21 protein-coding genes are annotated in these 23,189 nt (G+C 54.6%); 18 read left to right on the top strand and 3 right to left on the bottom strand.

Annotated elements, in window-relative coordinates; translation table 11 throughout:
- Positions 1-88: 88 nt before the first annotated feature.
- On the bottom strand, positions 89-1,303 hold the full coding sequence (gene alaA / locus J4645_RS16875; protein ID WP_000074540.1) for an alanine transaminase AlaA: 1,215 nt from the start codon (positions 1,301-1,303) through the stop codon (positions 89-91).
- Positions 1,304-2,243: 940 nt separating this feature from the next.
- Here alaA and lrhA point away from each other — a divergent pair.
- From lrhA to nuoN, 15 genes are all read left to right on the top strand, one after another.
- Complete coding sequence (lrhA, locus tag J4645_RS16870) at positions 2,244-3,182, top strand: transcriptional regulator LrhA (RefSeq protein WP_023136804.1); 939 nt, start codon at positions 2,244-2,246, stop codon at positions 3,180-3,182.
- An 85-nt stretch (positions 3,183-3,267) separates the two neighbouring features.
- Positions 3,268-3,414 carry a hypothetical protein gene (locus J4645_RS16865; RefSeq protein WP_031607651.1) on the top strand — a complete coding sequence of 49 codons (147 nt, stop codon included), beginning with the start codon at positions 3,268-3,270 and terminating at the stop codon, positions 3,412-3,414.
- A gap of 394 nt (positions 3,415-3,808) precedes the next feature.
- Positions 3,809-4,252, top strand: coding sequence for an NADH-quinone oxidoreductase subunit NuoA (gene nuoA, locus J4645_RS16860; protein ID WP_000062993.1), 444 nt, complete (start codon positions 3,809-3,811; stop codon positions 4,250-4,252).
- A 15-nt stretch (positions 4,253-4,267) separates the two neighbouring features.
- The gene (gene nuoB, locus J4645_RS16855; protein WP_000386728.1) at positions 4,268-4,930 is read left to right on the top strand and encodes an NADH-quinone oxidoreductase subunit NuoB; all 663 of its coding nucleotides are present in this window, start codon (positions 4,268-4,270) and stop codon (positions 4,928-4,930) included.
- Between the two features lie 86 nt (positions 4,931-5,016).
- Positions 5,017-6,819 (top strand): NADH-quinone oxidoreductase subunit C/D, encoded by a 1,803-nt coding sequence (gene nuoC / locus J4645_RS16850; protein ID WP_000247855.1) that lies wholly within the window; start codon positions 5,017-5,019, stop codon positions 6,817-6,819.
- Between the two features lie 2 nt (positions 6,820-6,821).
- Positions 6,822-7,322 carry an NADH-quinone oxidoreductase subunit NuoE gene (gene nuoE, locus J4645_RS16845; protein WP_023214994.1) on the top strand — a complete coding sequence of 167 codons (501 nt, stop codon included), beginning with the start codon at positions 6,822-6,824 and terminating at the stop codon, positions 7,320-7,322.
- Positions 7,319-8,656 (top strand): NADH-quinone oxidoreductase subunit NuoF, encoded by a 1,338-nt coding sequence (gene nuoF / locus J4645_RS16840; protein ID WP_000800048.1) that lies wholly within the window; start codon positions 7,319-7,321, stop codon positions 8,654-8,656. The genes nuoE and nuoF overlap by 4 nt, the downstream gene beginning before the upstream one ends.
- Before the next feature lie 30 nt (positions 8,657-8,686).
- Positions 8,687-11,413, top strand: a complete 2,727-nt coding sequence (nuoG, locus tag J4645_RS16835) for an NADH-quinone oxidoreductase subunit NuoG (RefSeq protein WP_001528469.1) — start codon at positions 8,687-8,689, stop codon at positions 11,411-11,413.
- On the top strand, positions 11,410-12,387 hold the full coding sequence (gene nuoH, locus J4645_RS16830; protein ID WP_000118515.1) for an NADH-quinone oxidoreductase subunit NuoH: 978 nt from the start codon (positions 11,410-11,412) through the stop codon (positions 12,385-12,387). The genes nuoG and nuoH overlap by 4 nt, the downstream gene beginning before the upstream one ends.
- 14 nt (positions 12,388-12,401) lie before the next feature.
- Positions 12,402-12,944 carry an NADH-quinone oxidoreductase subunit NuoI gene (gene nuoI, locus J4645_RS16825; protein WP_000172747.1) on the top strand — a complete coding sequence of 181 codons (543 nt, stop codon included), beginning with the start codon at positions 12,402-12,404 and terminating at the stop codon, positions 12,942-12,944.
- A gap of 10 nt (positions 12,945-12,954) precedes the next feature.
- On the top strand, positions 12,955-13,509 hold the full coding sequence (gene nuoJ / locus J4645_RS16820) for an NADH-quinone oxidoreductase subunit J (protein ID WP_000393522.1): 555 nt from the start codon (positions 12,955-12,957) through the stop codon (positions 13,507-13,509).
- A complete protein-coding gene (nuoK, locus tag J4645_RS16815) occupies positions 13,506-13,808 on the top strand; it encodes an NADH-quinone oxidoreductase subunit NuoK (protein ID WP_000612687.1) in 303 nt (100 codons plus the stop codon). The genes nuoJ and nuoK overlap by 4 nt, the downstream gene beginning before the upstream one ends.
- A complete protein-coding gene (gene nuoL / locus J4645_RS16810; protein WP_001056581.1) occupies positions 13,805-15,646 on the top strand; it encodes an NADH-quinone oxidoreductase subunit L in 1,842 nt (613 codons plus the stop codon). The genes nuoK and nuoL overlap by 4 nt, the downstream gene beginning before the upstream one ends.
- A gap of 76 nt (positions 15,647-15,722) precedes the next feature.
- Positions 15,723-17,252, top strand: coding sequence for an NADH-quinone oxidoreductase subunit M (gene nuoM / locus J4645_RS16805; RefSeq protein ID WP_000926430.1), 1,530 nt, complete (start codon positions 15,723-15,725; stop codon positions 17,250-17,252).
- A gap of 6 nt (positions 17,253-17,258) precedes the next feature.
- Positions 17,259-18,716 (top strand): NADH-quinone oxidoreductase subunit NuoN, encoded by a 1,458-nt coding sequence (nuoN, locus tag J4645_RS16800; RefSeq protein WP_000156669.1) that lies wholly within the window; start codon positions 17,259-17,261, stop codon positions 18,714-18,716.
- A 140-nt stretch (positions 18,717-18,856) separates the two neighbouring features.
- Here nuoN and J4645_RS16795 read toward each other — a convergent pair whose 3' ends face one another.
- Entirely contained in the window at positions 18,857-19,861 is a 1,005-nt protein-coding gene (locus J4645_RS16795; protein WP_023214993.1) for a chemotaxis protein, read from the bottom strand.
- Positions 19,862-19,926: 65 nt separating this feature from the next.
- Positions 19,927-20,844 (bottom strand): ribonuclease BN, encoded by a 918-nt coding sequence (gene rbn, locus J4645_RS16790; RefSeq protein WP_023214992.1) that lies wholly within the window; start codon positions 20,842-20,844, stop codon positions 19,927-19,929.
- Between the two features lie 60 nt (positions 20,845-20,904).
- Here rbn and J4645_RS16785 point away from each other — a divergent pair, with 60 nt between their 5' ends.
- The 3 genes from J4645_RS16785 (at position 20,905) to menF (ending at position 23,122) form a co-directional block, all read left to right on the top strand.
- Positions 20,905-21,366 (top strand): GNAT family N-acetyltransferase, encoded by a 462-nt coding sequence (locus tag J4645_RS16785; protein ID WP_000568159.1) that lies wholly within the window; start codon positions 20,905-20,907, stop codon positions 21,364-21,366.
- A 54-nt stretch (positions 21,367-21,420) separates the two neighbouring features.
- Positions 21,421-21,726 (top strand): stress response protein ElaB, encoded by a 306-nt coding sequence (gene elaB / locus J4645_RS16780; protein WP_001522308.1) that lies wholly within the window; start codon positions 21,421-21,423, stop codon positions 21,724-21,726.
- 100 nt (positions 21,727-21,826) lie between these two features.
- A complete protein-coding gene (menF, locus tag J4645_RS16775) occupies positions 21,827-23,122 on the top strand; it encodes an isochorismate synthase MenF (protein WP_023214991.1) in 1,296 nt (431 codons plus the stop codon).
- Positions 23,123-23,189 lie beyond the last annotated feature (67 nt).

The raw sequence follows: 23,189 nt of genomic DNA, 5'->3' as shown, positions 1-23,189 counted from the left end.
ACCTTTTGTTTTCACTGCGGCAGACTTCATTGTGCGGGGAGGGGGATGAAGATGCAATTCAGGCTACCGAAGTAGCCTGAATTTAAGATTATTGATGGTAACCTGAGAGGAAACGCCCAAAGCGGTTGATGGCCATCTCCAGGTCATCTTCACGCGGTAGCGTCACAATGCGGAAGTGATCCGGCCACGGCCAGTTAAAGGCGGTACCTTGCACCAGCAGCACCTTTTCCTGTAGCAGGAAGTCCAGCACCATCTTCTGGTCGTCGTGAATATTAAAACGTTTAGCGTCGATCCTGGGGAACATGTACAACGCGCCGCGCGGTTTTACGCAGGAAACTCCGGGGATATCGTTAATCAACTCCCAGGCGCGGTTACGCTGTTCATACAGTCGGCCGCCCGGCAGAATAAATTCGCTAATGCTTTGATAGCCGCCGAGCGCGGTCTGAATAGCATGTTGCGCCGGGACGTTGGCGCACAGGCGCATTGAGGCTAACATCTCCAGTCCTTCAATATAGCCCTTCGCATGTTTTTTCGGCCCGTTCAGCACCATCCAGCCCTGGCGGAAGCCGGCGACGCGATAGGTTTTAGACAACCCATTAAAGGTGATGGTCAGCAGATCAGGCGCCAGTGCGGCGATAGAGTGATGCTCGGCATCGTCATAGAGAATCTTGTCATAAATTTCATCGGCGAAGATGATGAGATTATGCTCGCGCGCAATGTTGACAATTTCCATCAACAATTCTTTAGAATAGACGGCGCCAGTAGGGTTGTTTGGATTAATAATGACAATACCACGCGTACGTGGGGTGATTTTGGCGCGGATATCGTCAAGGTCCGGGAACCAGTCGGAAGATTCATCGCAAAGATAATGTACCGCCTTGCCGCTGGAGAGCGATACCGCCGCTGTCCATAACGGATAATCGGGCGCGGGAACCAGCATTTCATCGCCACTGTTAAGCAACGCCTGCATCGCCTGAACGATCAGCTCGGAAACGCCGTTACCGATATAGATATCTTCCACGGTTACATCGCGCATTCCACGGGCCTGATAATGCTGCATAATTGCTTTACGGGCGGAATAAAGCCCTTTCGAGTCGCAATATCCTTGCGCCGTCGGCAAATTACGAATGACATCGACCAGAATTTCGTCCGGCGCTTCGAATCCGAAGGGGGCGGGGTTGCCGATATTCAGTTTAAGAACTTTATTACCTTCTTCCTCAAGGCGTTTCGCTTCTTTCAGAACGGGGCCACGAATGTCATAACAGACATTTTCGAGTTTGCTGGATTTTTCAATGGGGGACATGAATCTTGACCTTTTAGCTGTTATTGCCACTCCCTGCCGTGGAAGTCAGCACGAAACAATGTACTCCCACGACGGTGAGTTTTGAAGAGTGAACAGAAGAAGATTTTGTTTATTTTTAACGCGCTTTCGTACTGTTTAAAACTTCATAAAATCATTTGGTTAGATGCATTTTCTATTTTTGTCTGTATGTATAGTGTTTTATTCTATGTGATTGCTCGTAATGTGGTTTTTTATGTTGTCAGAAATTATCTGTTTTATGAGAGATAAGCATTCATCATTAGTGTCGCGCTGGCTATTTCGGAAATACTGAGTATTAAAGGTAAAATGAGAAGGTTAGACCTTTCCGGCGGCGGAGGGTGTGAAACTATTGTTAAGTATAATTAATGAATGGTAGAAATCTTAATTAATTATTATTTAATATTTAAAAAGCATTTACTAAAGTCGTAATAATATCTTTCTGATCCGATTAGTATAACATATCCCAGGTTAAGATTATTCGTAATAATACTTATAAATATAGCGGTTTTAGGTTAAGATAATGATCCGAAACGGGGGCGTAGTCTGCGTAGTCTGCGTTGTCTGCTAATTATCATGACGCGATTTTATACATAACCTATTGTTCAATATATTGTTTTTGTATCTGTGCGTCTCGGTAAACTATTTGACGCTGTTACAAGATTTACACGTCCATCATTAGCAGAAATCTGTAGACGCCTAAAGGTATGACACATTCTCTTTGATATATCCCGATCAGTTGCATTTGGTATTATATCAGTAAGTAAGAGAAGTGTTTTGGTCGTATTTTCAATTACATTCTAACATTTACCTGGGTAACCAGGCGGTACTGCGAAGGATGCACATTACAAATGGAATTGCTTGTTTCTGAATGCACAGCATTAACCAGGTCAGCCCGATATGACCCGCCAGTAAGTGAAAAATTATGATAAATGCAAATCGTCCGATAATTAACCTCGATCTCGATCTGCTGAGAACGTTCGTGGCCGTTGCCGATCTGAACACCTTCGCCGCGGCGGCGGCGGCGGTATGTCGTACTCAGTCTGCGGTCAGTCAGCAAATGCAGCGTCTTGAGCAACTCGTGGGAAAGGAATTGTTCGCCCGCCATGGTCGTAACAAACTTTTGACCGAACACGGTATCCAGCTTCTGGGGTACGCCAGAAAAATCCTGCGTTTTAATGATGAGGCGTGTTCATCATTAATGTTCAGTAATCTTCAGGGAGTGTTAACAATCGGCGCTTCTGATGAATCAGCTGATACTATCCTGCCTTTTTTGCTTAGCCGAATCAGCTCGGTTTATCCGAAACTCGCGCTTGATGTACGGGTAAAACGCAACGCCTATATGGTGGACATGGTTAAATCGCAGGAAGTAGATTTGGTGGTGACGACTAACCAACCTAATTCGCTGGACTGTCTGAATTTGCGGACCTCGCCCACCCATTGGTATTGTGCGGCTGAGTATGTTTTGCAAAGGGGAGAGCCCGTACCATTAGTCCTGCTGGACGATCCCAGCCCATTCCGCGATATGGTGCTGGAGACGCTAAATGCAGCGGGTATTCCCTGGCGGCTGGCCTATGTGGCGTCTACATTACCGGCGGTACGCGCGGCCGTTAAAGCCGGTCTTGGCGTAACGGCTCGACCTGTCGAAATGATGAGTCCCGACCTTCGCGTGCTGGGCGCCGCAGACGGATTACCGCCTTTGCCGGATACGGAATATCTGTTGTGCCGCGATCCCAATAGCCAGAACGAGCTGGCGATGGTGATTTTCCATGCGATGGAAAGCTATCAAAACCCATGGCATTACAACCAGTTTTCTGCAGAGGGCGGAGATGATCCGCTGATGGTGGAAGGGGGTTTTGAGTAGCTCGCAGGCAAAAGGCGCTAAGTCGTAAATGTAAAAAAGAGCCGCTGGCGATGAAAAAACGCTCAGTGGCTCTTTTTTTGTTCCCATCTGTACGCGCTTAACCGCACAAATTGTAAAAGTTGCGGTAAATCAGCCAGTAGCGATTCGCAGTTCAATGTGGGTAAAAAATAACCAGAACATCCATTTTATGAATTTGCATGTTAAAAAACTAGAGAAATTGTTGCTGTTTTAGGGGGTGAATTAACAAAAGCGTGTCACAGATCAAGAAAATACTCCCATTTAGGGGGAGGCATCTTCACAAATTCCTGTCAAAATAGGTGTGTGTTATTTCTTTTGCTTCACAACGGACACGATTCAACAACATAAAATCCCCCCTGGCCGAAGAGTCATTTACTCCAGGATGGCACTTAATGTTAATGGTGATGAATTGATGTAAATTAATGTGAAGGAACTTTTGTTAAAGTTGACAAAAGGTTATAGAAAGGAGTAAAAAACCACATCAATTAGCTGTTTTTATCATTTTCTACAGTAATTGTAGGGTTTTTTTTATTCCTCCCCATGAATCGATGTGGCGCCCATCTGCCGTAAAGAGCAGAGAAACTGGCGCTACTTTTGATGAGTAAGCAATGAGTATGTCAACATCCACTGAAGTCATCGCTCATCACTGGGCATTCGCTATCTTTCTTATCGTTGCCATTGGCCTGTGCTGCCTGATGCTGGTAGGCGGTTGGTTTTTGGGCGGTCGCGCACGCGCGAGGCACAAGAACGTTCCGTTTGAATCAGGTATCGACTCGGTCGGCACCGCCCGCTTACGCTTGTCTGCCAAGTTTTACCTGGTAGCCATGTTCTTCGTTATCTTCGACGTTGAAGCGCTGTATCTGTTCGCATGGTCGACTTCTATCCGCGAAAGCGGCTGGGTTGGCTTTGTGGAAGCTGCAATTTTTATTTTTGTGTTACTGGCTGGTCTGGTTTATCTGGCGCGTATTGGCGCGTTGGACTGGACGCCCGCGCGTTCACGCCGCGAGCGTATGAACCCGGAAACGAACAGTATCGCTAATCGTCAACGCTAACCGCGAGGCATTAAGATGGATTATACGCTCACCCGCATAGATCCTAACGGTGAGAATGACCGTTACCCCCTGCAAAAACAGGAGATCGTAACTGACCCCCTGGAGCAGGAAGTTAACAAAAACGTGTTCATGGGCAAACTGCATGACATGGTTAACTGGGGCCGTAAAAACTCAATTTGGCCCTACAACTTCGGCCTTTCTTGCTGCTATGTAGAGATGGTGACCTCTTTTACCGCAGTGCATGACGTCGCCCGTTTCGGCGCGGAAGTGCTGCGTGCGTCGCCACGTCAGGCTGACCTGATGGTGGTGGCCGGTACCTGCTTTACCAAAATGGCCCCGGTTATTCAGCGTCTGTATGACCAAATGCTGGAGCCAAAATGGGTCATTTCTATGGGCGCCTGCGCCAACTCCGGCGGCATGTACGATATTTATTCGGTAGTGCAGGGCGTTGATAAGTTTATCCCGGTGGATGTGTATATCCCTGGCTGTCCGCCGCGTCCGGAAGCGTATATGCAGGCGTTGATGCTGCTGCAAGAATCGATTGGCAAAGAGCGCCGTCCGCTCTCATGGGTGGTGGGCGATCAGGGCGTGTATCGCGCCAATATGCAGCCAGAACGCGAACGTAAACGCGGCGAGCGTATTGCCGTCACGAACCTGCGTACCCCGGACGAGATTTAATTTGCGCCTGTCGGCAGCAGCACTTCACTTCGCTAACCACTATTTTAATAGCGCGAAGCACTGCCGACCACCACGGACCATTTGCAATGGTGAACAATATGACCGACTTAACCGCGCAAGACGCTGCATGGAGTACCCGCGATCATCTTGATGATCCGGTTATCGGCGAACTGCGCAACCGTTTTGGGCCGGATGCCTTTACCGTTCAGGCGACCCGCACCGGTATCCCCGTTGTTTGGGTCAAGCGTGAACAACTACTGGAGGTTGGCGATTTCTTAAAGAAACTGCCGAAACCTTACGTCATGCTGTTTGACTTACACGGCATGGATGAACGCCTGCGTACGCACCGTGACGGGTTACCCGCCGCGGATTTTTCCGTTTTCTACCACCTGATTTCCATTGAGCGTAATCGCGATATCATGCTCAAGGTGGCGTTGTCTGAAAACGACCTGCGCGTGCCGACCTTCACTAAACTTTTCCCTAACGCCAACTGGTACGAGCGTGAGACCTGGGAGATGTTTGGCATTGATATCGAAGGCCACCCGCACCTGACGCGCATCATGATGCCGCAAACCTGGGAAGGCCATCCGCTGCGTAAAGATTATCCGGCGCGCGCGACCGAATTCGACCCGTTTGAGCTGACCAAAGCTAAGCAGGATCTGGAAATGGAAGCGCTGACCTTTAAGCCGGAAGACTGGGGGATGAAGCGCGGGACTGACAACGAGGACTTTATGTTCCTCAACCTCGGCCCGAACCACCCGTCCGCGCACGGTGCGTTTCGTATTATCCTGCAACTTGACGGCGAAGAAATCGTCGACTGCGTGCCGGATATCGGCTATCACCATCGCGGCGCCGAAAAAATGGGCGAGCGCCAGTCCTGGCATAGCTACATTCCCTATACCGACCGTATCGAATACCTCGGTGGTTGCGTCAATGAAATGCCGTACGTGTTGGCGGTAGAAAAGTTGGCAGGGATCACCGTCCCGGATCGTGTGAACGTCATCCGCGTGATGCTCTCCGAACTGTTCCGGATTAACAGTCATCTGCTGTACATCTCGACCTTTATTCAGGACGTCGGCGCGATGACGCCGGTCTTCTTTGCCTTTACCGACCGGCAGAAAATTTATGACCTGGTGGAAGCCATTACCGGTTTCCGTATGCACCCGGCCTGGTTCCGTATCGGCGGCGTCGCGCACGACTTGCCGCGCGGTTGGGATCGCCTGCTGCGAGAGTTCCTTGAGTGGATGCCGAAGCGTCTGGATTCTTACGAGAAAGCCGCGCTGCGTAACACCATTCTGAAAGGGCGTTCGCAGGGCGTTGCCGCTTACGGCGCGAAAGAAGCGCTGGAGTGGGGCACCACCGGCGCAGGGCTGCGCGCGACCGGGATCGACTTCGACGTGCGTAAATGGCGTCCATACTCTGGCTACGAAAACTTTGACTTTGAAGTGCCGGTGGGCGGCGGTGTTTCCGACTGCTATACCCGCGTGATGTTGAAAGTGGAAGAGCTGCGCCAGAGTCTGCGCATTCTTCAGCAGTGCCTCGATAACATGCCGGAAGGCCCGTTCAAAGCGGATCACCCGCTGACCACGCCGCCGCCGAAAGAGCGCACGCTGCAACATATCGAAACCCTGATCACCCACTTCCTGCAGGTCTCCTGGGGCCCGGTGATGCCGGCGCAGGAGTCCTTCCAGATGGTGGAAGCGACGAAGGGGATTAACAGTTACTACCTGACCAGCGACGGCAGCACTATGAGCTACCGTACCCGCGTGCGCACGCCGAGCTTTGCGCACCTGCAGCAGATTCCCTCGGCGATCCGCGGTAGCCTGGTTTCCGACCTGATTGTCTATCTGGGTAGTATCGATTTTGTTATGTCAGATGTGGACCGCTAATTATGCACGAGAATCAACAACCACAAACCGAGGCTTTTGAGCTGAGTGCGGCAGAGCGTGAAGCGATAGAGCACGAGAAGCACCACTACGAAGACCCGCGTGCGGCGTCCATTGAAGCGCTGAAAATCGTTCAGAAGCAGCGTGGCTGGGTGCCGGACGGCGCGATCTACGCTATTGCCGATGTGCTGGGTATTCCGGCGAGCGACGTCGAAGGCGTCGCCACATTCTACAGCCAGATCTTCCGTCAGCCGGTCGGTCGCCACGTGATTCGCTACTGCGACAGCGTGGTGTGCCATATCACCGGCTATCAGGGGATTCAGGCCGCGCTGGAAAAAAATCTCAACATCAAACCGGGGCAGACGACCTTTGATGGTCGCTTTACGCTGCTGCCGACCTGCTGCCTGGGGAATTGCGATAAAGGGCCGAACATGATGATTGATGAGGATACTCACAGCCATCTGACCCCGGAAGCCATTCCTAAACTACTGGAGCGGTATAAATGAAAAACGTTATCCGTACTCCCGAAACCCACCCGCTGACCTGGCGTCTGCGCGATGACAAACAGCCGGTCTGGCTGGATGAATATCGTAGCAAAAACGGCTACGAAGGCGCGCGTAAGGCGCTGACCGGCCTGTCTCCGGATGAAATCGTCAGCCAGGTAAAAGACGCCGGTCTGAAAGGGCGCGGCGGCGCGGGCTTTTCCACCGGTCTGAAGTGGAGCCTGATGCCGAAAGATGAATCCATGAACATCCGTTACCTGCTGTGTAACGCCGATGAAATGGAGCCGGGCACCTATAAAGACCGTCTGCTGATGGAACAACTGCCGCACCTGCTGGTGGAAGGCATGCTGATCTCCGCGTTCGCGCTGAAAGCGTATCGTGGTTACATCTTCCTGCGCGGCGAATATATCGAAGCGGCTGTACATCTGCGCCGTGCGATTGCTGAAGCAACCGAGGCCGGGCTGCTTGGCAAAAATATCATGGGCACCGGGTTCGACTTTGAACTGTTTGTCCACACCGGGGCAGGGCGTTACATCTGTGGTGAAGAAACGGCGCTGATTAACTCCCTCGAAGGCCGCCGCGCGAACCCGCGCTCCAAGCCGCCCTTCCCGGCGACCTCCGGCGTATGGGGCAAGCCGACCTGTGTGAATAACGTCGAAACGTTGTGCAACGTCCCGGCAATCCTCGCCAACGGCGTGGAGTGGTACCAGAACATTTCGAAAAGCAAAGATGCGGGTACCAAGCTGATGGGCTTCTCAGGCCGCGTGAAGAATCCGGGCCTGTGGGAATTACCGTTCGGCACCACCGCGCGTGAGATTCTAGAAGATTACGCGGGCGGTATGCGCGATGGCCTGAAATTCAAAGCCTGGCAACCGGGCGGGGCGGGAACCGACTTCCTGACCGAGGCGCATCTTGACCTGCCGATGGAGTTCGAAAGCATCGGTAAAGCAGGCAGCCGTCTGGGCACCGCGCTGGCGATGGCGGTAGACCACGAAATCGGCATGGTATCGTTGGTGCGTAACCTGGAAGAGTTCTTTGCCCGCGAATCCTGCGGCTGGTGTACGCCATGCCGCGACGGGTTGCCGTGGAGCGTGAAAATTCTGCGCGCGCTGGAGCGTGGCGAAGGCCAGCCGGGGGATATCGAGACACTTGAGCAACTGTGTCGTTTCCTCGGACCGGGTAAAACCTTCTGCGCGCATGCGCCGGGCGCGGTTGAGCCACTGCAAAGCGCAATTAAGTATTTCCGCGAAGAATTCGAAGCTGGCATCAAGCAGCCGTTCAGTAATACCCATTTAATCAATGGTATTCAGCCGAACCTGCTCAAAGAGCGCTGGTGAGTTAACGATTTTTAATTTGGAAGCATGCTAATGGCTACGATTCATGTAGACGGCAAAGAATACGAGGTCAACGGCGCGGACAACCTGCTACAGGCATGTCTGTCCCTGGGCCTTGATATTCCGTATTTTTGCTGGCACCCGGCGCTGGGAAGCGTCGGTGCTTGCCGCCAGTGTGCGGTGAAGCAATACCAAAACGCGGAAGATACGCGTGGTCGCCTGGTGATGTCCTGTATGACGCCAGCCACCGACGGTACCTTTATCTCTATTGACGACGAAGAAGCGAAACAGTTCCGTGAAAGCGTGGTGGAGTGGCTGATGACTAACCACCCGCACGACTGTCCGGTTTGTGAAGAGGGCGGTAACTGCCATCTTCAGGATATGACCGTGATGACGGGGCACAGTTTCCGCCGCTACCGTTTCACCAAACGTACCCACCGCAACCAGGATCTGGGGCCGTTCATCTCTCACGAAATGAACCGCTGCATCGCCTGCTACCGTTGTGTGCGTTACTACAAAGATTATGCCGACGGCACCGATCTGGGCGTCTATGGCGCGCATGACAACGTCTACTTCGGGCGTCCGGAAGACGGTACGCTGGAAAGCGAATTCTCCGGTAACCTGGTCGAGATTTGCCCGACCGGCGTTTTCACCGATAAAACGCACTCCGAGCGTTACAACCGTAAATGGGACATGCAGTTTGCGCCGAGCATCTGCCAGCAGTGTTCCATCGGCTGTAACATCAGCCCGGGCGAGCGCTATGGCGAACTGCGCCGTATCGAAAACCGTTACAACGGTACCGTTAACCACTACTTCCTCTGCGACCGCGGTCGTTTCGGCTATGGCTATGTGAACCTGAAAGACCGTCCGCGTCAGCCGGTTCAGCGCCGTGGCGATGACTTTATTACTCTCAACGCCGAGCAGGCGATGCAGGGCGCGGCGGATATTCTGCGCCAGTCGAAGAAAGTGATCGGTATCGGTTCGCCACGCGCCAGCATTGAGAGCAACTTTGCGCTGCGTGAGCTGGTTGGTGCGGAAAACTTCTACACCGGTATCGCGCGCGGCGAGCAGGAACGTCTGCAACTGGCGCTGAAAGTGTTGCGTGAAGGCGGAATTTACACCCCGGCGCTGCGGGAAATCGAATCTTATGACGCGGTACTGGTATTGGGCGAAGACGTTACCCAGACCGGCGCGCGCGTTGCGCTGGCGGTACGCCAGGCGGTGAAAGGTAAAGCGCGTGAAATGGCGGCGGCGCAGAAAGTAGCCGACTGGCAGATTGCGGCCATCCTTAACATCGGCCAGCGTGCCAAACATCCGCTGTTCGTGACCAACGTGGACGGCACCCGTCTGGATGATATCGCCGCCTGGACCTATCGCGCGCCGGTGGAAGATCAGGCGCGCCTGGGCTTTGCGATTGCTCATGCGCTGGACAATACAGCGCCTGCGGTTGACGGTATCGACAGCGACTTACAAAACAAAATTGATGTCATTGTGCAGGCGTTGGCCGGCGCGAAAAAACCGCTGATTATCTCCGGCACTAACGCCGGTAGCAGTGAGGTGATTCAGGCGGCCGCCAACGTGGCGAAAGCGCTGAAAGGCCGTGGCGCCGACGTCGGTATTACTATGATTGCTCGTTCCGTGAACAGCATGGGGCTGGGTATGATGGGCGGCGGTTCGCTTGATGATGCGTTGGGCGAGCTGGAAACCGGCAGTGCGGACGCGGTGGTGGTGCTGGAAAACGATCTCCACCGTCATGCAAGCGCTACGCGCGTGAACGCTGCGCTCGCCAAAGCGCCGCTGGTGATGGTGGTTGACCATCAGCGCACGGCGATTATGGAAAACGCGCATCTGGTGCTTTCCGCGGCAAGCTTCGCCGAAAGCGATGGTACGGTCATCAACAACGAAGGCCGCGCGCAGCGCTTCTTCCAGGTTTATGACCCGGCCTACTACGATAACAAGACGATTATGCTGGAAAGCTGGCGCTGGCTGCATTCGCTGCACAGCACCGTCGAAAACCGCGAAGTGGACTGGACACAGCTTGACCATGTGATCGACGCGGTCATTGCCGCCATGCCGCAATTTGCCGGCATTAAAGACGCCGCGCCGGATGCGACCTTCCGCATTCGTGGGCAGAAGCTGGCGCGCGAACCGCATCGTTACAGTGGCCGTACGGCGATGCGCGCCAATATCAGCGTGCATGAACCACGTCAGCCGCAGGATAAAGACACCATGTTCGCCTTCTCAATGGAAGGGAATAACCAACCGACTGCCCCGCGATCTGAAATTCCGTTCGCCTGGGCACCGGGCTGGAACTCCCCGCAGGCGTGGAACAAATTCCAGGATGAAGTGGGCGGCAAACTGCGTCACGGCGATCCGGGCGTGCGTCTGATTGAAGCGACTGAGGGCGGTCTGGATTATTTCACTACCGTGCCGGCAAGCTTCCAGGCGCAGGACGGTCAGTGGCGTATTGCGCCGTATTACCACCTGTTTGGCAGCGACGAATTGTCTCAGCGTTCTCCGGTCTTCCAGAGCCGTATGCCGCAGCCGTATATCAAACTTAACCCGGCGGATGCCGCGAAGTTGGGCGTTAATGCCGGGACGCGCGTCTCCTTTAGCTACGATGGCAATACGGTGACGCTGCCGGTTGAAATCTCTGAAGGGTTAGCGGCAGGGCAGGTAGGGCTGCCGATGGGTATGCCTGGCATCGCGCCGGTTCTGGCTGGCGCGCGTCTTGAGGATCTGCGGGAGGCGCAACAATGAGTTGGATTACACCGGATCTGATTGAGATCCTGCTGAGCATTCTCAAAGCGGTGGTGATTCTGCTGGTGGTCGTCACCTGCGGGGCCTTCATGAGCTTTGGCGAACGTCGTCTGCTGGGTCTGTTCCAGAACCGTTATGGACCAAACCGCGTTGGCTGGGGCGGCTCGCTCCAGCTGGTCGCGGACATGATCAAGATGTTCTTTAAAGAAGACTGGATCCCGAAATTCTCGGATCGCGTCATCTTTACCCTGGCGCCGATGATCGCGTTTACTTCGCTGCTGCTCTCCTTCGCCATTGTGCCGGTTAGCCCTAATTGGGTGGTGGCCGATTTAAACATCGGGATTCTGTTCTTCCTGATGATGGCCGGTCTGGCGGTTTACGCGGTGCTGTTCGCCGGTTGGTCGAGCAACAACAAATACTCGCTGCTGGGCGCGATGCGTGCGTCTGCCCAGACGGTGAGCTACGAAGTGTTTCTTGGTCTTTCCCTGATGGGCGTGGTGGCGCAGGCCGGTTCATTTAATATGACCGATATCGTCAATAACCAGGCGCATCTGTGGAACGTGATTCCGCAATTCTTTGGGTTTGTTACTTTCGCCATCGCGGGCGTAGCGGTCTGTCACCGTCACCCGTTTGACCAGCCGGAAGCCGAGCAGGAACTGGCGGACGGTTACCACATCGAATATTCCGGGATGAAATTCGGTCTGTTCTTTGTGGGGGAGTACATCGGCATCGTCACCGTTTCCGCGCTGATGGTAACGTTGTTCTTCGGTGGCTGGCATGGCCCGTTCTTACCGCCATTCGTCTGGTTCGCGCTGAAAACCGCGTTCTTCATGATGATGTTCATTTTGATTCGTGCGTCGTTACCGCGTCCGCGTTATGACCAGGTAATGTCCTTCGGCTGGAAAGTTTGCCTGCCGCTGACGCTCATCAACTTGCTGGTAACGGCGGCTGTCATTCTGTGGCAGGCGCAATAAGGGACACAAAGACCATGACCTTAAAAGAATTATTAGTAGGTTTCGGCACTCAGGTACGTAGTATCTGGATGATCGGCCTGCATGCGTTCGCCAAACGCGAAACGCGGATGTATCCGGAAGAGCCGGTCTATTTACCGCCCCGTTACCGTGGCCGTATCGTGCTCACGCGCGACCCGGACGGTGAAGAGCGCTGCGTTGCCTGTAACCTGTGTGCGGTAGCCTGTCCGGTAGGCTGTATCTCTCTGCAAAAAGCGGAGACCAAAGATGGCCGCTGGTATCCGGAATTTTTCCGCATTAACTTCTCACGCTGCATCTTCTGCGGCCTGTGCGAAGAAGCGTGCCCGACCACGGCGATTCAGTTGACCCCGGACTTCGAACTGGGCGAATACAAACGTCAGGATCTGGTGTACGAAAAAGAGGATCTGCTGATTTCCGGTCCGGGCAAATACCCGGAATATAACTTCTACCGGATGGCGGGTATGGCAATCGACGGCAAAGATAAAGGCGAAGCAGAGAACGAAGCCAAGCCTATCGACGTCAAGAGCCTGTTACCGTAAGGAGAGGGCAATGGAATTCGCTTTTTATATCTGTGGCCTGATAGCCATCCTCGCGACCCTGCGAGTGATCACCCATACCAATCCGGTACACGCGCTGTTGTATCTGGTGATATCGCTACTGGCGATTTCCGGGGTGTTCTTTTCGCTGGGCGCTTATTTTGCCGGTGCGCTGGAAATTATCGTCTACGCAGGCGCCATCATGGTGCTGTTTGTGTTCGTGGTGATGATGCTCAACCTCGGCGGCAGCGAAATCGAACAGGAACGCCAGTGGCTGAAGCCGCAGGTGTGGATTGGTCCGGCGGTTTTGTCGGCCATTATGCTGGCGGTCATTGTGTACGCCATTCTGGGCGTTAACGACCAGGGCATCGACGGCACGCCGATTAGCGCGAAAGCGGTGGGCATTACGCTGTTCGGGCCTTATGTTCTGGCGGTCGAACTGGCGTCTATGCTGCTGCTGGCAGGCCTGGTGGTGGCGTTCCACGTCGGGCGTGAAGAGCGTGCGGGTGAAGTGCTAAGCAACCGCGCCGATGACCGCGCGAAAAGAAAAACGGAGGAGCGCGCATGATCCCCTTAACACACGGACTGATCCTCGCTGCGATTTTATTCGTCCTGGGTTTAACCGGTCTGGTTATCCGCCGCAATCTGCTGTTTATGCTGATCGGGCTGGAAATCATGATTAACGCCTCCGCGCTGGCCTTTGTGGTCGCCGGGAGCTACTGGGGCCAGACCGATGGTCAGGTGATGTACATTCTCGCCATCAGCCTTGCGGCTGCGGAAGCGAGTATTGGACTTGCGCTGTTGCTGCAACTCCATCGCCGTCGCCAGAACCTGAACATCGATTCAGTAAGTGAGATGCGTGGATGAACATGCTTGCCTTAACCATTATTCTGCCATTGATTGGCTTTGTACTGCTGGCGTTCTCTCGCGGACGCTGGTCGGAAAATCTCTCCGCGACCATTGGCGTGGGCTCCGTTGGTCTGGCGGCGTTGGTGACAGCGTTTGTCGGGATGGATTTCTTCGCCAACGGCAAACAGGCGTTCAGCCAGCCGCTGTGGACGTGGATGTCGGTCGGTAACTTCAACATCGGTTTTAACCTGGTGCTGGACGGCCTGTCGCTGACCATGCTCTCTGTGGTCACCGGCGTCGGCTTCCTGATCCACATGTTCGCGTCCTGGTACATGCGTGGAGAAGAGGGTTACTCCCGCTTCTTCGCTTATACCAACCTGTTTATCGCCAGCATGGTTGTTCTGGTGCTGTCCGATAACCTGCTGTTGATGTACCTCGGCTGGGAAGGCGTGGGCCTGTGCTCTTATCTGTTGATCGGCTTCTATTACAGCGATCCGAAGAATGGCGCAGCGGCAATGAAAGCCTTCGTGGTGACCCGTGTCGGTGACGTATTCCTCGCCTTCGCGCTGTTCATCCTCTACAACGAACTGGGCACGCTGAACTTCCGCGAAATGGTCGAGCTGGCGCCAGCGCACTTTGCTGACGGCAACAACATGCTGATGTGGGCGACGCTGATGCTGCTGGGCGGCGCGGTCGGTAAATCTGCGCAGCTTCCGTTGCAGACCTGGCTTGCCGACGCGATGGCCGGCCCGACGCCGGTCTCCGCGCTGATCCACGCCGCTACCATGGTGACCGCCGGTGTCTACCTGATCGCTCGTACCCATGGTTTGTTCCTGATGACCCCGGAGATTCTGCATCTGGTGGGCATTATCGGGGCGATTACGTTGGTCATGGCGGGTTTCGCCGCGCTGGTGCAGACCGACATCAAACGCGTGCTGGCCTATTCCACCATGAGCCAGATTGGCTACATGTTCCTGGCGCTGGGCGTACAGGCGTGGGATGCGGCAATTTTCCACCTGATGACGCACGCCTTCTTTAAAGCGCTGCTGTTCCTGGCGTCCGGCTCGGTAATTCTGGCCTGCCATCACGAACAGAACATCTTTAAGATGGGCGGTCTGCGTAAGTCCATTCCGCTGGTGTATGCCTGCTTCCTGGTGGGGGGCGCGGCGCTGTCGGCGCTGCCGCTGGTCACTGCGGGCTTCTTCAGTAAGGATGAGATCCTGGCCGGGGCGATGGCGAACGGTCATATCAATCTGATGGTGGCGGGTCTGGTCGGCGCGTTCATGACCTCCCTGTACACCTTCCGGATGATTTTCATCGTCTTCCACGGTAAAGAACAAATTCACGCTCATGCAGGGAAGGGGATTACCCACCATCTGCCGCTGATTGTCCTGATGATTCTGTCTACCTTTGTTGGCGCGCTGATTGTGCCGCCATTGCAGGGGGTGCTGCCGCAGACAACTGAACTGGCGCATGGTCGCGTCATGACGCTGGAAATTACCTCTGGCGTAGTGGCGATTGCCGGCATCCTGATTGCCGCATGGCTGTGGCTGGGTAAACGCACGCTGGTGACGTCGATCGCCAACAGCGCGCCGGGCCGTCTGCTGGGGACCTGGTGGTATAACGCCTGGGGCTTTGACTGGCTGTACGACAAAGTATTCGTCAAGCCATTCCTCGGTATCGCCTGGCTGCTGAAGCGCGACCCGCTTAATGCGTTGATGAACATTCCGGCTATCCTTTCCCGTTTTGCAGGCAAAGGCCTGGTACTGAGCGAGAACGGTTATTTGCGCTGGTATGTGGCATCCATGAGCATCGGCGCGGTTGTGGTGCTGGCGCTGCTGATGGCACTGCGTTGATCGTAAAGTGAATTTTATCCAAATTCGTTGAAAATCAGGCCTCTGTCAGAGGCCTTAAAAAGGAATAAAAATCGCCATGTTACTACCCTGGCTAATATTGATTCCCTTTATCGGCGGCTTTCTGTGCTGGCAGACCGAACGCTTTGGCGTGAAGGTGCCGCGCTGGATAGCGCTGATTACCATGGGGCTGACGCTGGCGCTCGGTCTGCAATTGTGGTTGCAGGGCGGCTACTCACTGACGCAATCCGCCGGTATTCCACAGTGGCAATCTGAATTTGTCCTGCCGTGGATCCCGCGTTTTGGCATCTCTATCCATCTGGCGCTCGACGGACTGTCGCTGCTAATGGTGGTGCTGACCGGCCTGCTCGGCGTTCTGGCGGTGCTTTGCTCCTGGCGAGAAATCGAAAAATATCAGGGCTTCTTCCACCTGAACCTGATGTGGATCTTAGGCGGCGTTATCGGCGTGTTCCTGGCCATCGACATGTTCCTGTTCTTCTTCTTCTGGGAAATGATGCTGGTGCCGATGTACTTCCTGATAGCGCTGTGGGGGCATAAAGCTTCTGACGGGAAAACGCGTATCACGGCGGCAACCAAGTTCTTCATTTATACCCAGGCGAGTGGTCTGGTGATGTTGATTGCCATCCTGGCGCTGGTCTTTGTGCACTACAACGCGACCGGCGTGTGGACTTTCAACTATGAAGAGCTGCTGAACACGCCGATGTCCCACGGTGTGGAATATCTGCTGATGCTGGGCTTCTTCATCGCCTTCGCGGTGAAAATGCCGGTGGTGCCGCTGCATGGCTGGCTGCCAGATGCGCACTCCCAGGCGCCGACCGCCGGTTCCGTCGACCTGGCCGGTATCTTGCTGAAAACCGCCGCTTACGGTCTGCTGCGTTTCTCCCTGCCATTGTTCCCGAACGCGTCGGCGGAGTTTGCGCCGATCGCCATGTGGCTGGGCGTTATCGGCATTTTCTACGGCGCGTGGATGGCCTTTACCCAATACGACATCAAGCGCCTGATTGCCTATACCTCCGTTTCGCATATGGGCTTCGTGCTGATCGCTATCTACACCGGCAGCCAACTGGCGTACCAGGGCGCGGTGATTCAGATGATTGCGCACGGTTTGTCCGCAGCCGGTCTGTTCATTCTGTGTGGCCAGTTGTACGAACGTCTGCATACGCGTGACATGCGTATGATGGGCGGCCTGTGGGGCAAGATGAAGTGGTTGCCTGCGCTCTCCATGTTCTTTGCGGTGGCGACGCTCGGGATGCCGGGCACCGGTAACTTTGTCGGCGAATTTATGATTCTGTTCGGCAGCTACCAGGTGGTGCCGGTGATTACCGTTATCTCCACCTTTGGGTTGGTATTCGCCTCTGTATACTCGCTGGCGATGCTGCATCGCGCTTACTTTGGTAAAGCGAAGAGCCAGATTGCCAGCCAGGAACTGCCAGGGATGTCGCTGCGCGAGCTGTTTATCATTCTGTTGCTGGTGGTGCTTCTGGTACTGCTTGGCTTCTATCCGCAGCCGATTCTGGATACCTCGCATTCTGCGATGAGCAACATCCAGCAGTGGTTTGTTAATTCTGTTACTACTACAAGGCCGTAAATCGCCATGACAATAACTCCACAACACCTGATTGCGCTGCTACCGCTGCTGATCGTCGGCTTGACGGTGGTGGTTGTGATGCTCTCCATTGCGTGGCGACGCAATCACTTCCTCAATGCCACGCTGTCGGTCATTGGGCTTAACGCTGCTCTGGTTTCGCTTTGGTTTGTCGGCCAGGCCGGGGCAATGGACGTCACGCCGCTGATGCGCGTTGACGGCTTTGCGATGCTCTACACCGGGCTGGTGCTGCTGGCGAGCCTCGCCACCTGCACCTTTGCCTACCCGTGGCTGGAAGGCTATAACGATAACCAGGAAGAGTTCTACCTGCTGGTGTTAATCGCCAGCCTGGGGGGAATTCTGCTGGCGAACGCCAACCACCTGGCGGCGCTGTTCCTTGGTATTGAACTGATCTCGCTGCCGCTGTTCGGCCTGATTGGTTATGCTTTCCGCCAGAAGCGCTCGCTGGAAGCCAGTATCAAATACACCATCCTCTCCGCCGCCGCCTCGTCTTTCCTGCTGTTCGGGATGGCGCTGGTCTATGCGCAGTCCGGCAACCTGTCTTTCGAAGCGCTCGGTAAGAGCCTCGGTGATGGTATGCTGCACGAGCCGTTGCTGCTGGCGGGCTTTGGCCTGATGATTGTCGGTCTGGGCTTTAAACTCTCTCTGGTGCCGTTTCACCTGTGGACGCCAGACGTTTACCAGGGCGCGCCTGCGCCGGTTTCCACCTTCCTGGCGACGGCGAGCAAAATCGCTATCTTCGGCGTGGTGATGCGTCTGTTCCTCTATGCGCCGGTAGGCGACAGCGAAGCGGTACGCGTGGTGCTGGGCATTATCGCCTTTGCCTCTATCATCTTCGGTAACCTGATGGCGCTGAGCCAGACCAACATCAAACGTCTGCTCGGTTACTCTTCTATCTCTCACCTCGGCTATCTGCTGGTGGCGCTGATTGCCCTGCAGAGCGGCGAGATGTCGATGGAAGCGGTAGGCGTTTATCTGGCCGGTTATCTGTTCAGCAGCCTCGGTGCGTTTGGCGTGGTTAGCCTGATGTCCAGCCCGTTCCGCGGCCCGGATGCCGATTCCCTGTACTCTTACCGTGGTCTGTTCTGGCACCGTCCGGTTCTTGCCGCGGTGATGACGGTGATGATGCTGTCGCTGGCAGGTATCCCGATGACGCTGGGCTTTATCGGCAAATTCTACGTGCTGGCGGTCGGCGTTCAGGCCAGCCTGTGGTGGCTGGTCGCCGCCGTGGTGGTGGGTTCCGCGATTGGTTTGTACTACTACCTGCGTGTTGCGGTGAGTCTCTACCTGCACGCGCCGCAGCAACCGGGACGCGACGCGCCGACAAACTGGCAGTACAGCGCGGGTGGGATCGTGGTGCTGATCTCCGCGTTGCTGGTGTTGGTACTGGGCGTCTGGCCGCAGCCGCTGATTAGCCTTGTGCAGTTAGCGACGCCGTTGATGTAAGCAATAAGTAAAAACGAAAAACCCGCTTCACGAAGCGGGTTTTTTATTATCTGATGTAATGCGTTGAAATAACTATGGATTGTAGGCCGGATAAGGCGCTTGCGCCGCCATCCGGCAGGTAAGGTCTCAGCGACCGGAATTTAACTTAGCAACTGCCGGCTTACCAACGGGCCGCTGACGTTTTGCGCCGCGCGCTCCATCACTTCCTGTATCACTGAAGAGAGTTCATTGATTTCAAATTTGGCGACGTAGCCGTCGGCCTTTACCTTACGCACATGATCTTCGTTGGCGCTGCCGGAAAGGGAAGAGTGAATAACGACCGGGATCTTTTTCAGCCGTTCATCGGTTTTAATTTTACGCGTTAACGTAAAGCCATCCATCTCCGGCATCTCAAGATCTGTCAGGACCAGCGCGATTTTCTCGCTAATTGGCTTACCTTCGGCCTCCGCTTCCTGCGCCAGTTGCTGGATTCTCTCCCATGCATCCTTGCCGGTCACATGCATCTGATGAGGAATTCCCATTGCGTTCAGCCCTTTTTCCAGCATCGCGCGGGCGACTTTGGAGTCTTCCGCCACAATGGCTACCGCGCCTGGGGTAATATAAAATTTATTGGTCTTCAGATTGGTGGCGCGCAGATCGTGGCTGGAGGGGACAATATCATAAAGGATCTGCTCAACGTCGAGCACCAGCGCCAGGTTGTTGGTTTCTTTGTTGTCATCCAGGCAGGCAATACTGGTGATGTAGCGACCGTTGACGGCTTTCTCGGCGGTATGCACCTGCTGCCAGTCAAGACGCATAATATTTTCTACCGACTCGACGGCAAATGCCTGTACGCTGCGCGCATATTCGGTGATCAGCAAAATACTCAGCCCGGTTTCCGGCTTGCAGCCCGCTACCGCTGGCAAATCAATCACCGGAATGACCTGATCCCGAATATTGACCATGCCCAATAGCGGCGCTTTCATGCCTGCCGGGCGCGTAAAGGCGGGCATCGGTACGATTTCGCGCAGCTTAAATACATTGATGCCGAACAGCTCTGACTTCTGTTCATGCAGCGATGTACCAAGACGGAATAACAGCAGCTCAAAACGGTTTGACAGGGTTAAATTGGCCCTGTCATCAATATCTTTCTGAAAATTGTCCATCCTCACCTCATTATGAAAGCCTGCCTTTTTTAGTGTTATCGGCAATGAGGACAAAAAATGGAGCGCTAAACCGGGAAAACAGAAAAATCGTAAGCCAGCTCCGTCGCCGGGAAAATAGCGCGGCATTCCGCCAGTAAGCGCTGACAGCCTTTATCGTCATAGCGTGAGCTAATATGGGTCATGATCAGCCGACCGACGTCAGCTTTCCGCGCCAGCGTCGCGGTTTGACGGGTGGAGCTGTGTCCGCGAGCGTTGGCTTTCTCCTCCATTGACGCATCCAGCGTGGTTTCATGTACCATCACATCCACGCCTTGCGCCAGCGCGAGGGCGGCCTCGCAGGGCGCGGTATCGCCGAAAATCGCCACTGATTTCCCGGCCACGGCGGGAGCAAGGTAGTCGGCGCCATTGATCTGCCTTCCATCGGCAAGCGTGACGGTTTTTCCTGCCTTCAACGCCTGAAACAGCGGGCCGGGCGTAACGCCTGCGGCTTTTAACGCCCTGGCATTCAGCGCGCCAGGCTTGTCATGTTCAACAACGCGATATCCGTAGCACTCCAGTGGATGCTCCAGCCTGAACGCGGTCACTTTACGCAGACCGTCGTCAAGAATATCGCCTGCGCTAATTTCTTCAATTTGCAACGGAAAATCGGTCCATGAACCGCTAAGGCGCAGTGTGGTTGCAATAAACTCACGCACGCCTTGAGGCCCGTATACGGTTAGCGGATGGGGATTCCCCGCCATCGACCGGCTGCATAGCAGACCCGGCAGGCCAAACAGATGATCTCCGTGAAGATGGCTGATAAAAATGCGCTCAAGCTTACCGGGATGAAACGCGGTATTAAGCATTTGATGCTGTGTCCCTTCGCCGCAATCAAAAAGCCATACTCCCGGCTGCGTTGGATGTTGCAGATGTAATAAAATTGCCGTTACATTGCGTGAGCGCGTGGGAACGCCTGCGGACGTACCTAAAAAAATTAATTCCATCTTGTCCATACACGTTTGGTTATCGTTTAACCCAAGATTACCACAACACAGGAGCGCATCATGATTGACTGGCAGGATCTCCACCATAGCGAACTTACCGTTCCTCAACTTTACGCGTTACTCAAATTGCGCTGCGCGGTCTTTGTGGTAGAACAGCGCTGTCCTTACCTGGATGTGGATGGCGATGATTTAGTCGGCGACAATCGGCATATTCTGGGCTGGCGTCAGGATGAGCTGGTGGCGTATGCGAGGATTCTGAAAAGCGATAACGAATCAGACCCGGTTGTCATTGGCCGGGTGATCGTCAGCGATGCCTGGCGAGGGGCGAAACTGGGCCAGCAATTAATGGCGAAAACGCTGGAATCTTGTGGGCGGCACTGGCCGGATAAGCCGCTATATCTGGGGGCGCAGGCGCATCTGCAACCTTTTTACGCGCGGTTTGGTTTTATTCCGGTCACCGATGTTTATGACGAAGATGGCATTCCGCACCGGGGAATGGCGCGGGAGGTTCATCAGGCATAAACCGAAACCGTTGACTATAGTTAGGAGCAGGTGTTAACACAACGGAGAATGAGAATGTCATATCAATTTGGTGAATCACGTGTTGATGATGATCTGACTTTGCTCAGCGAAACGCTGGAAGAGGTTTTACGTTCCTCAGGCGATCCCGCCGATCAAAAATACATTGAGCTGAAAGCCCGCGCGGAACAAGCGCTGGAAGAGGTGAAAAACCGCGTAAGCCATGCGTCGGATAGCTATTATTACCGGGCAAAGCAGGCCGTTTATAAAGCGGATGACTACGTTCATGAAAAACCCTGGCAGGGTATTGGCGTAGGCGCGGCGGTAGGACTGGTACTTGGACTGCTGCTGGCGCGGCGCTAAATCCCCCCACTGAACAGAATTGCAACCCTCCCTAAATGAGGTACTGCTTTTTTAGGGCAGTACCCCGTATAATGTGGGGTTTTTAACAGGGAGGGTCCGCGTGCATTCTATTACTACTGCGCTGGAAAATCTGACGCGTCAGCTATCGCAAGAGATACCGGCGACGCCAGGGCTTTGCGTTTTCGATGCGCCTTTCCCTTTAAACGATGCCTTCGATGCATTGAGCTGGCTGGCCAGCCAGTCATCCTTTCCGCAATTCTACTGGCAACAGCGCAATGGCGACGAAGAAGCTGCCGTTCTCGGGGCAGTCACCGTCTTTTCATCGCTCGATCTGGCGCAACGGTTTTTACGTCAGCACGCGCAGCCTGACCTGCGTATTTGGGGGCTGAATGCGTTCGAGCCGAAAGAGGGCTACTTATTGCTGCCGCGGCTGGAGTGGCGACGTAGCGGTGGTACGGCGACCTTACGCTTACATCTGCACAGTGACGTTTCGCTACGCGATGATGCGCGCCAGGCGAAAGCGTTTCTCGCTTCTCTGGTCGGTATTAAGCCTGTTCCGGCGCTGCGCCTTTCGCTCACGAGCGAACAGCACTGGCCGGACAAAGACGGTTGGGTGAAGCTGATTCAGCAGGCCACCCACACCATTGCGCAAGAGGCGTTTGATAAAGTTGTGCTGGCGCGGGCCACCGACTTACAATTCTCCCGTCCGGTCAATGCCGCCGCGATGATGGCGTCCAGTCGTCGTTTAAATCTCAACTGCTACCACTTTTTTATGGCCTTTTCCGCCGATACCGCCTTTCTGGGATCATCGCCGGAGCGGCTCTGGCGGCGGCGTGAAACGGCGCTACGTACCGAAGCGCTGGCCGGGACGGTGGCGAACCATCCGGATAACCATAAAGCCTGGCAGCTTGGCGAATGGTTAATGAAAGACGATAAAAACCAGCGAGAAAATATGCTGGTTGTCGAAGACATCTGCCAGCGACTGCAAAACTGCACCCACTCGCTGGATGTGCTGCCGCCGCAGGTGCTCAGACTGCGCAAGGTACAGCATTTGCGCCGCTGTATCTGGACGGCGCTTAATCAGGCGGACGACACGCTCTGCCTGCACCAGTTACAGCCTACCGCAGCGGTCGCGGGGATCCCTCGTGAACCCGCGCGTTGTTTTATAGAACAACATGAGCCGTTCGAACGTGAATGGTATGCCGGGTCGGCAGGCTATCTCTCCACGCGGCAAAGTGAGTTTTGCGTGACGTTACGTTCAGCCAAAGTGACGGCCAATGTGGTGCGATTGTATGCCGGCGCGGGAATCGTCCGCGGCTCCGATCCGGAACAGGAATGGCAGGAAATAGATAATAAAGCGGCCGGGTTACGTACCTTATTGCAGATGGATGTGTAATGAGTCACATATTCCCGACCCATATCAATAATCCATTTTTGCAGCTCTTTATACTTAGTCCCAATGA

The organism is Salmonella sp. 32082101201600294FB01SM01 (assembly GCF_017572865.1).
Classification (GTDB): domain Bacteria; phylum Pseudomonadota; class Gammaproteobacteria; order Enterobacterales; family Enterobacteriaceae; genus Salmonella; species Salmonella enterica.
This window is presented reverse-complemented; position numbering and strand designations above follow the sequence as displayed.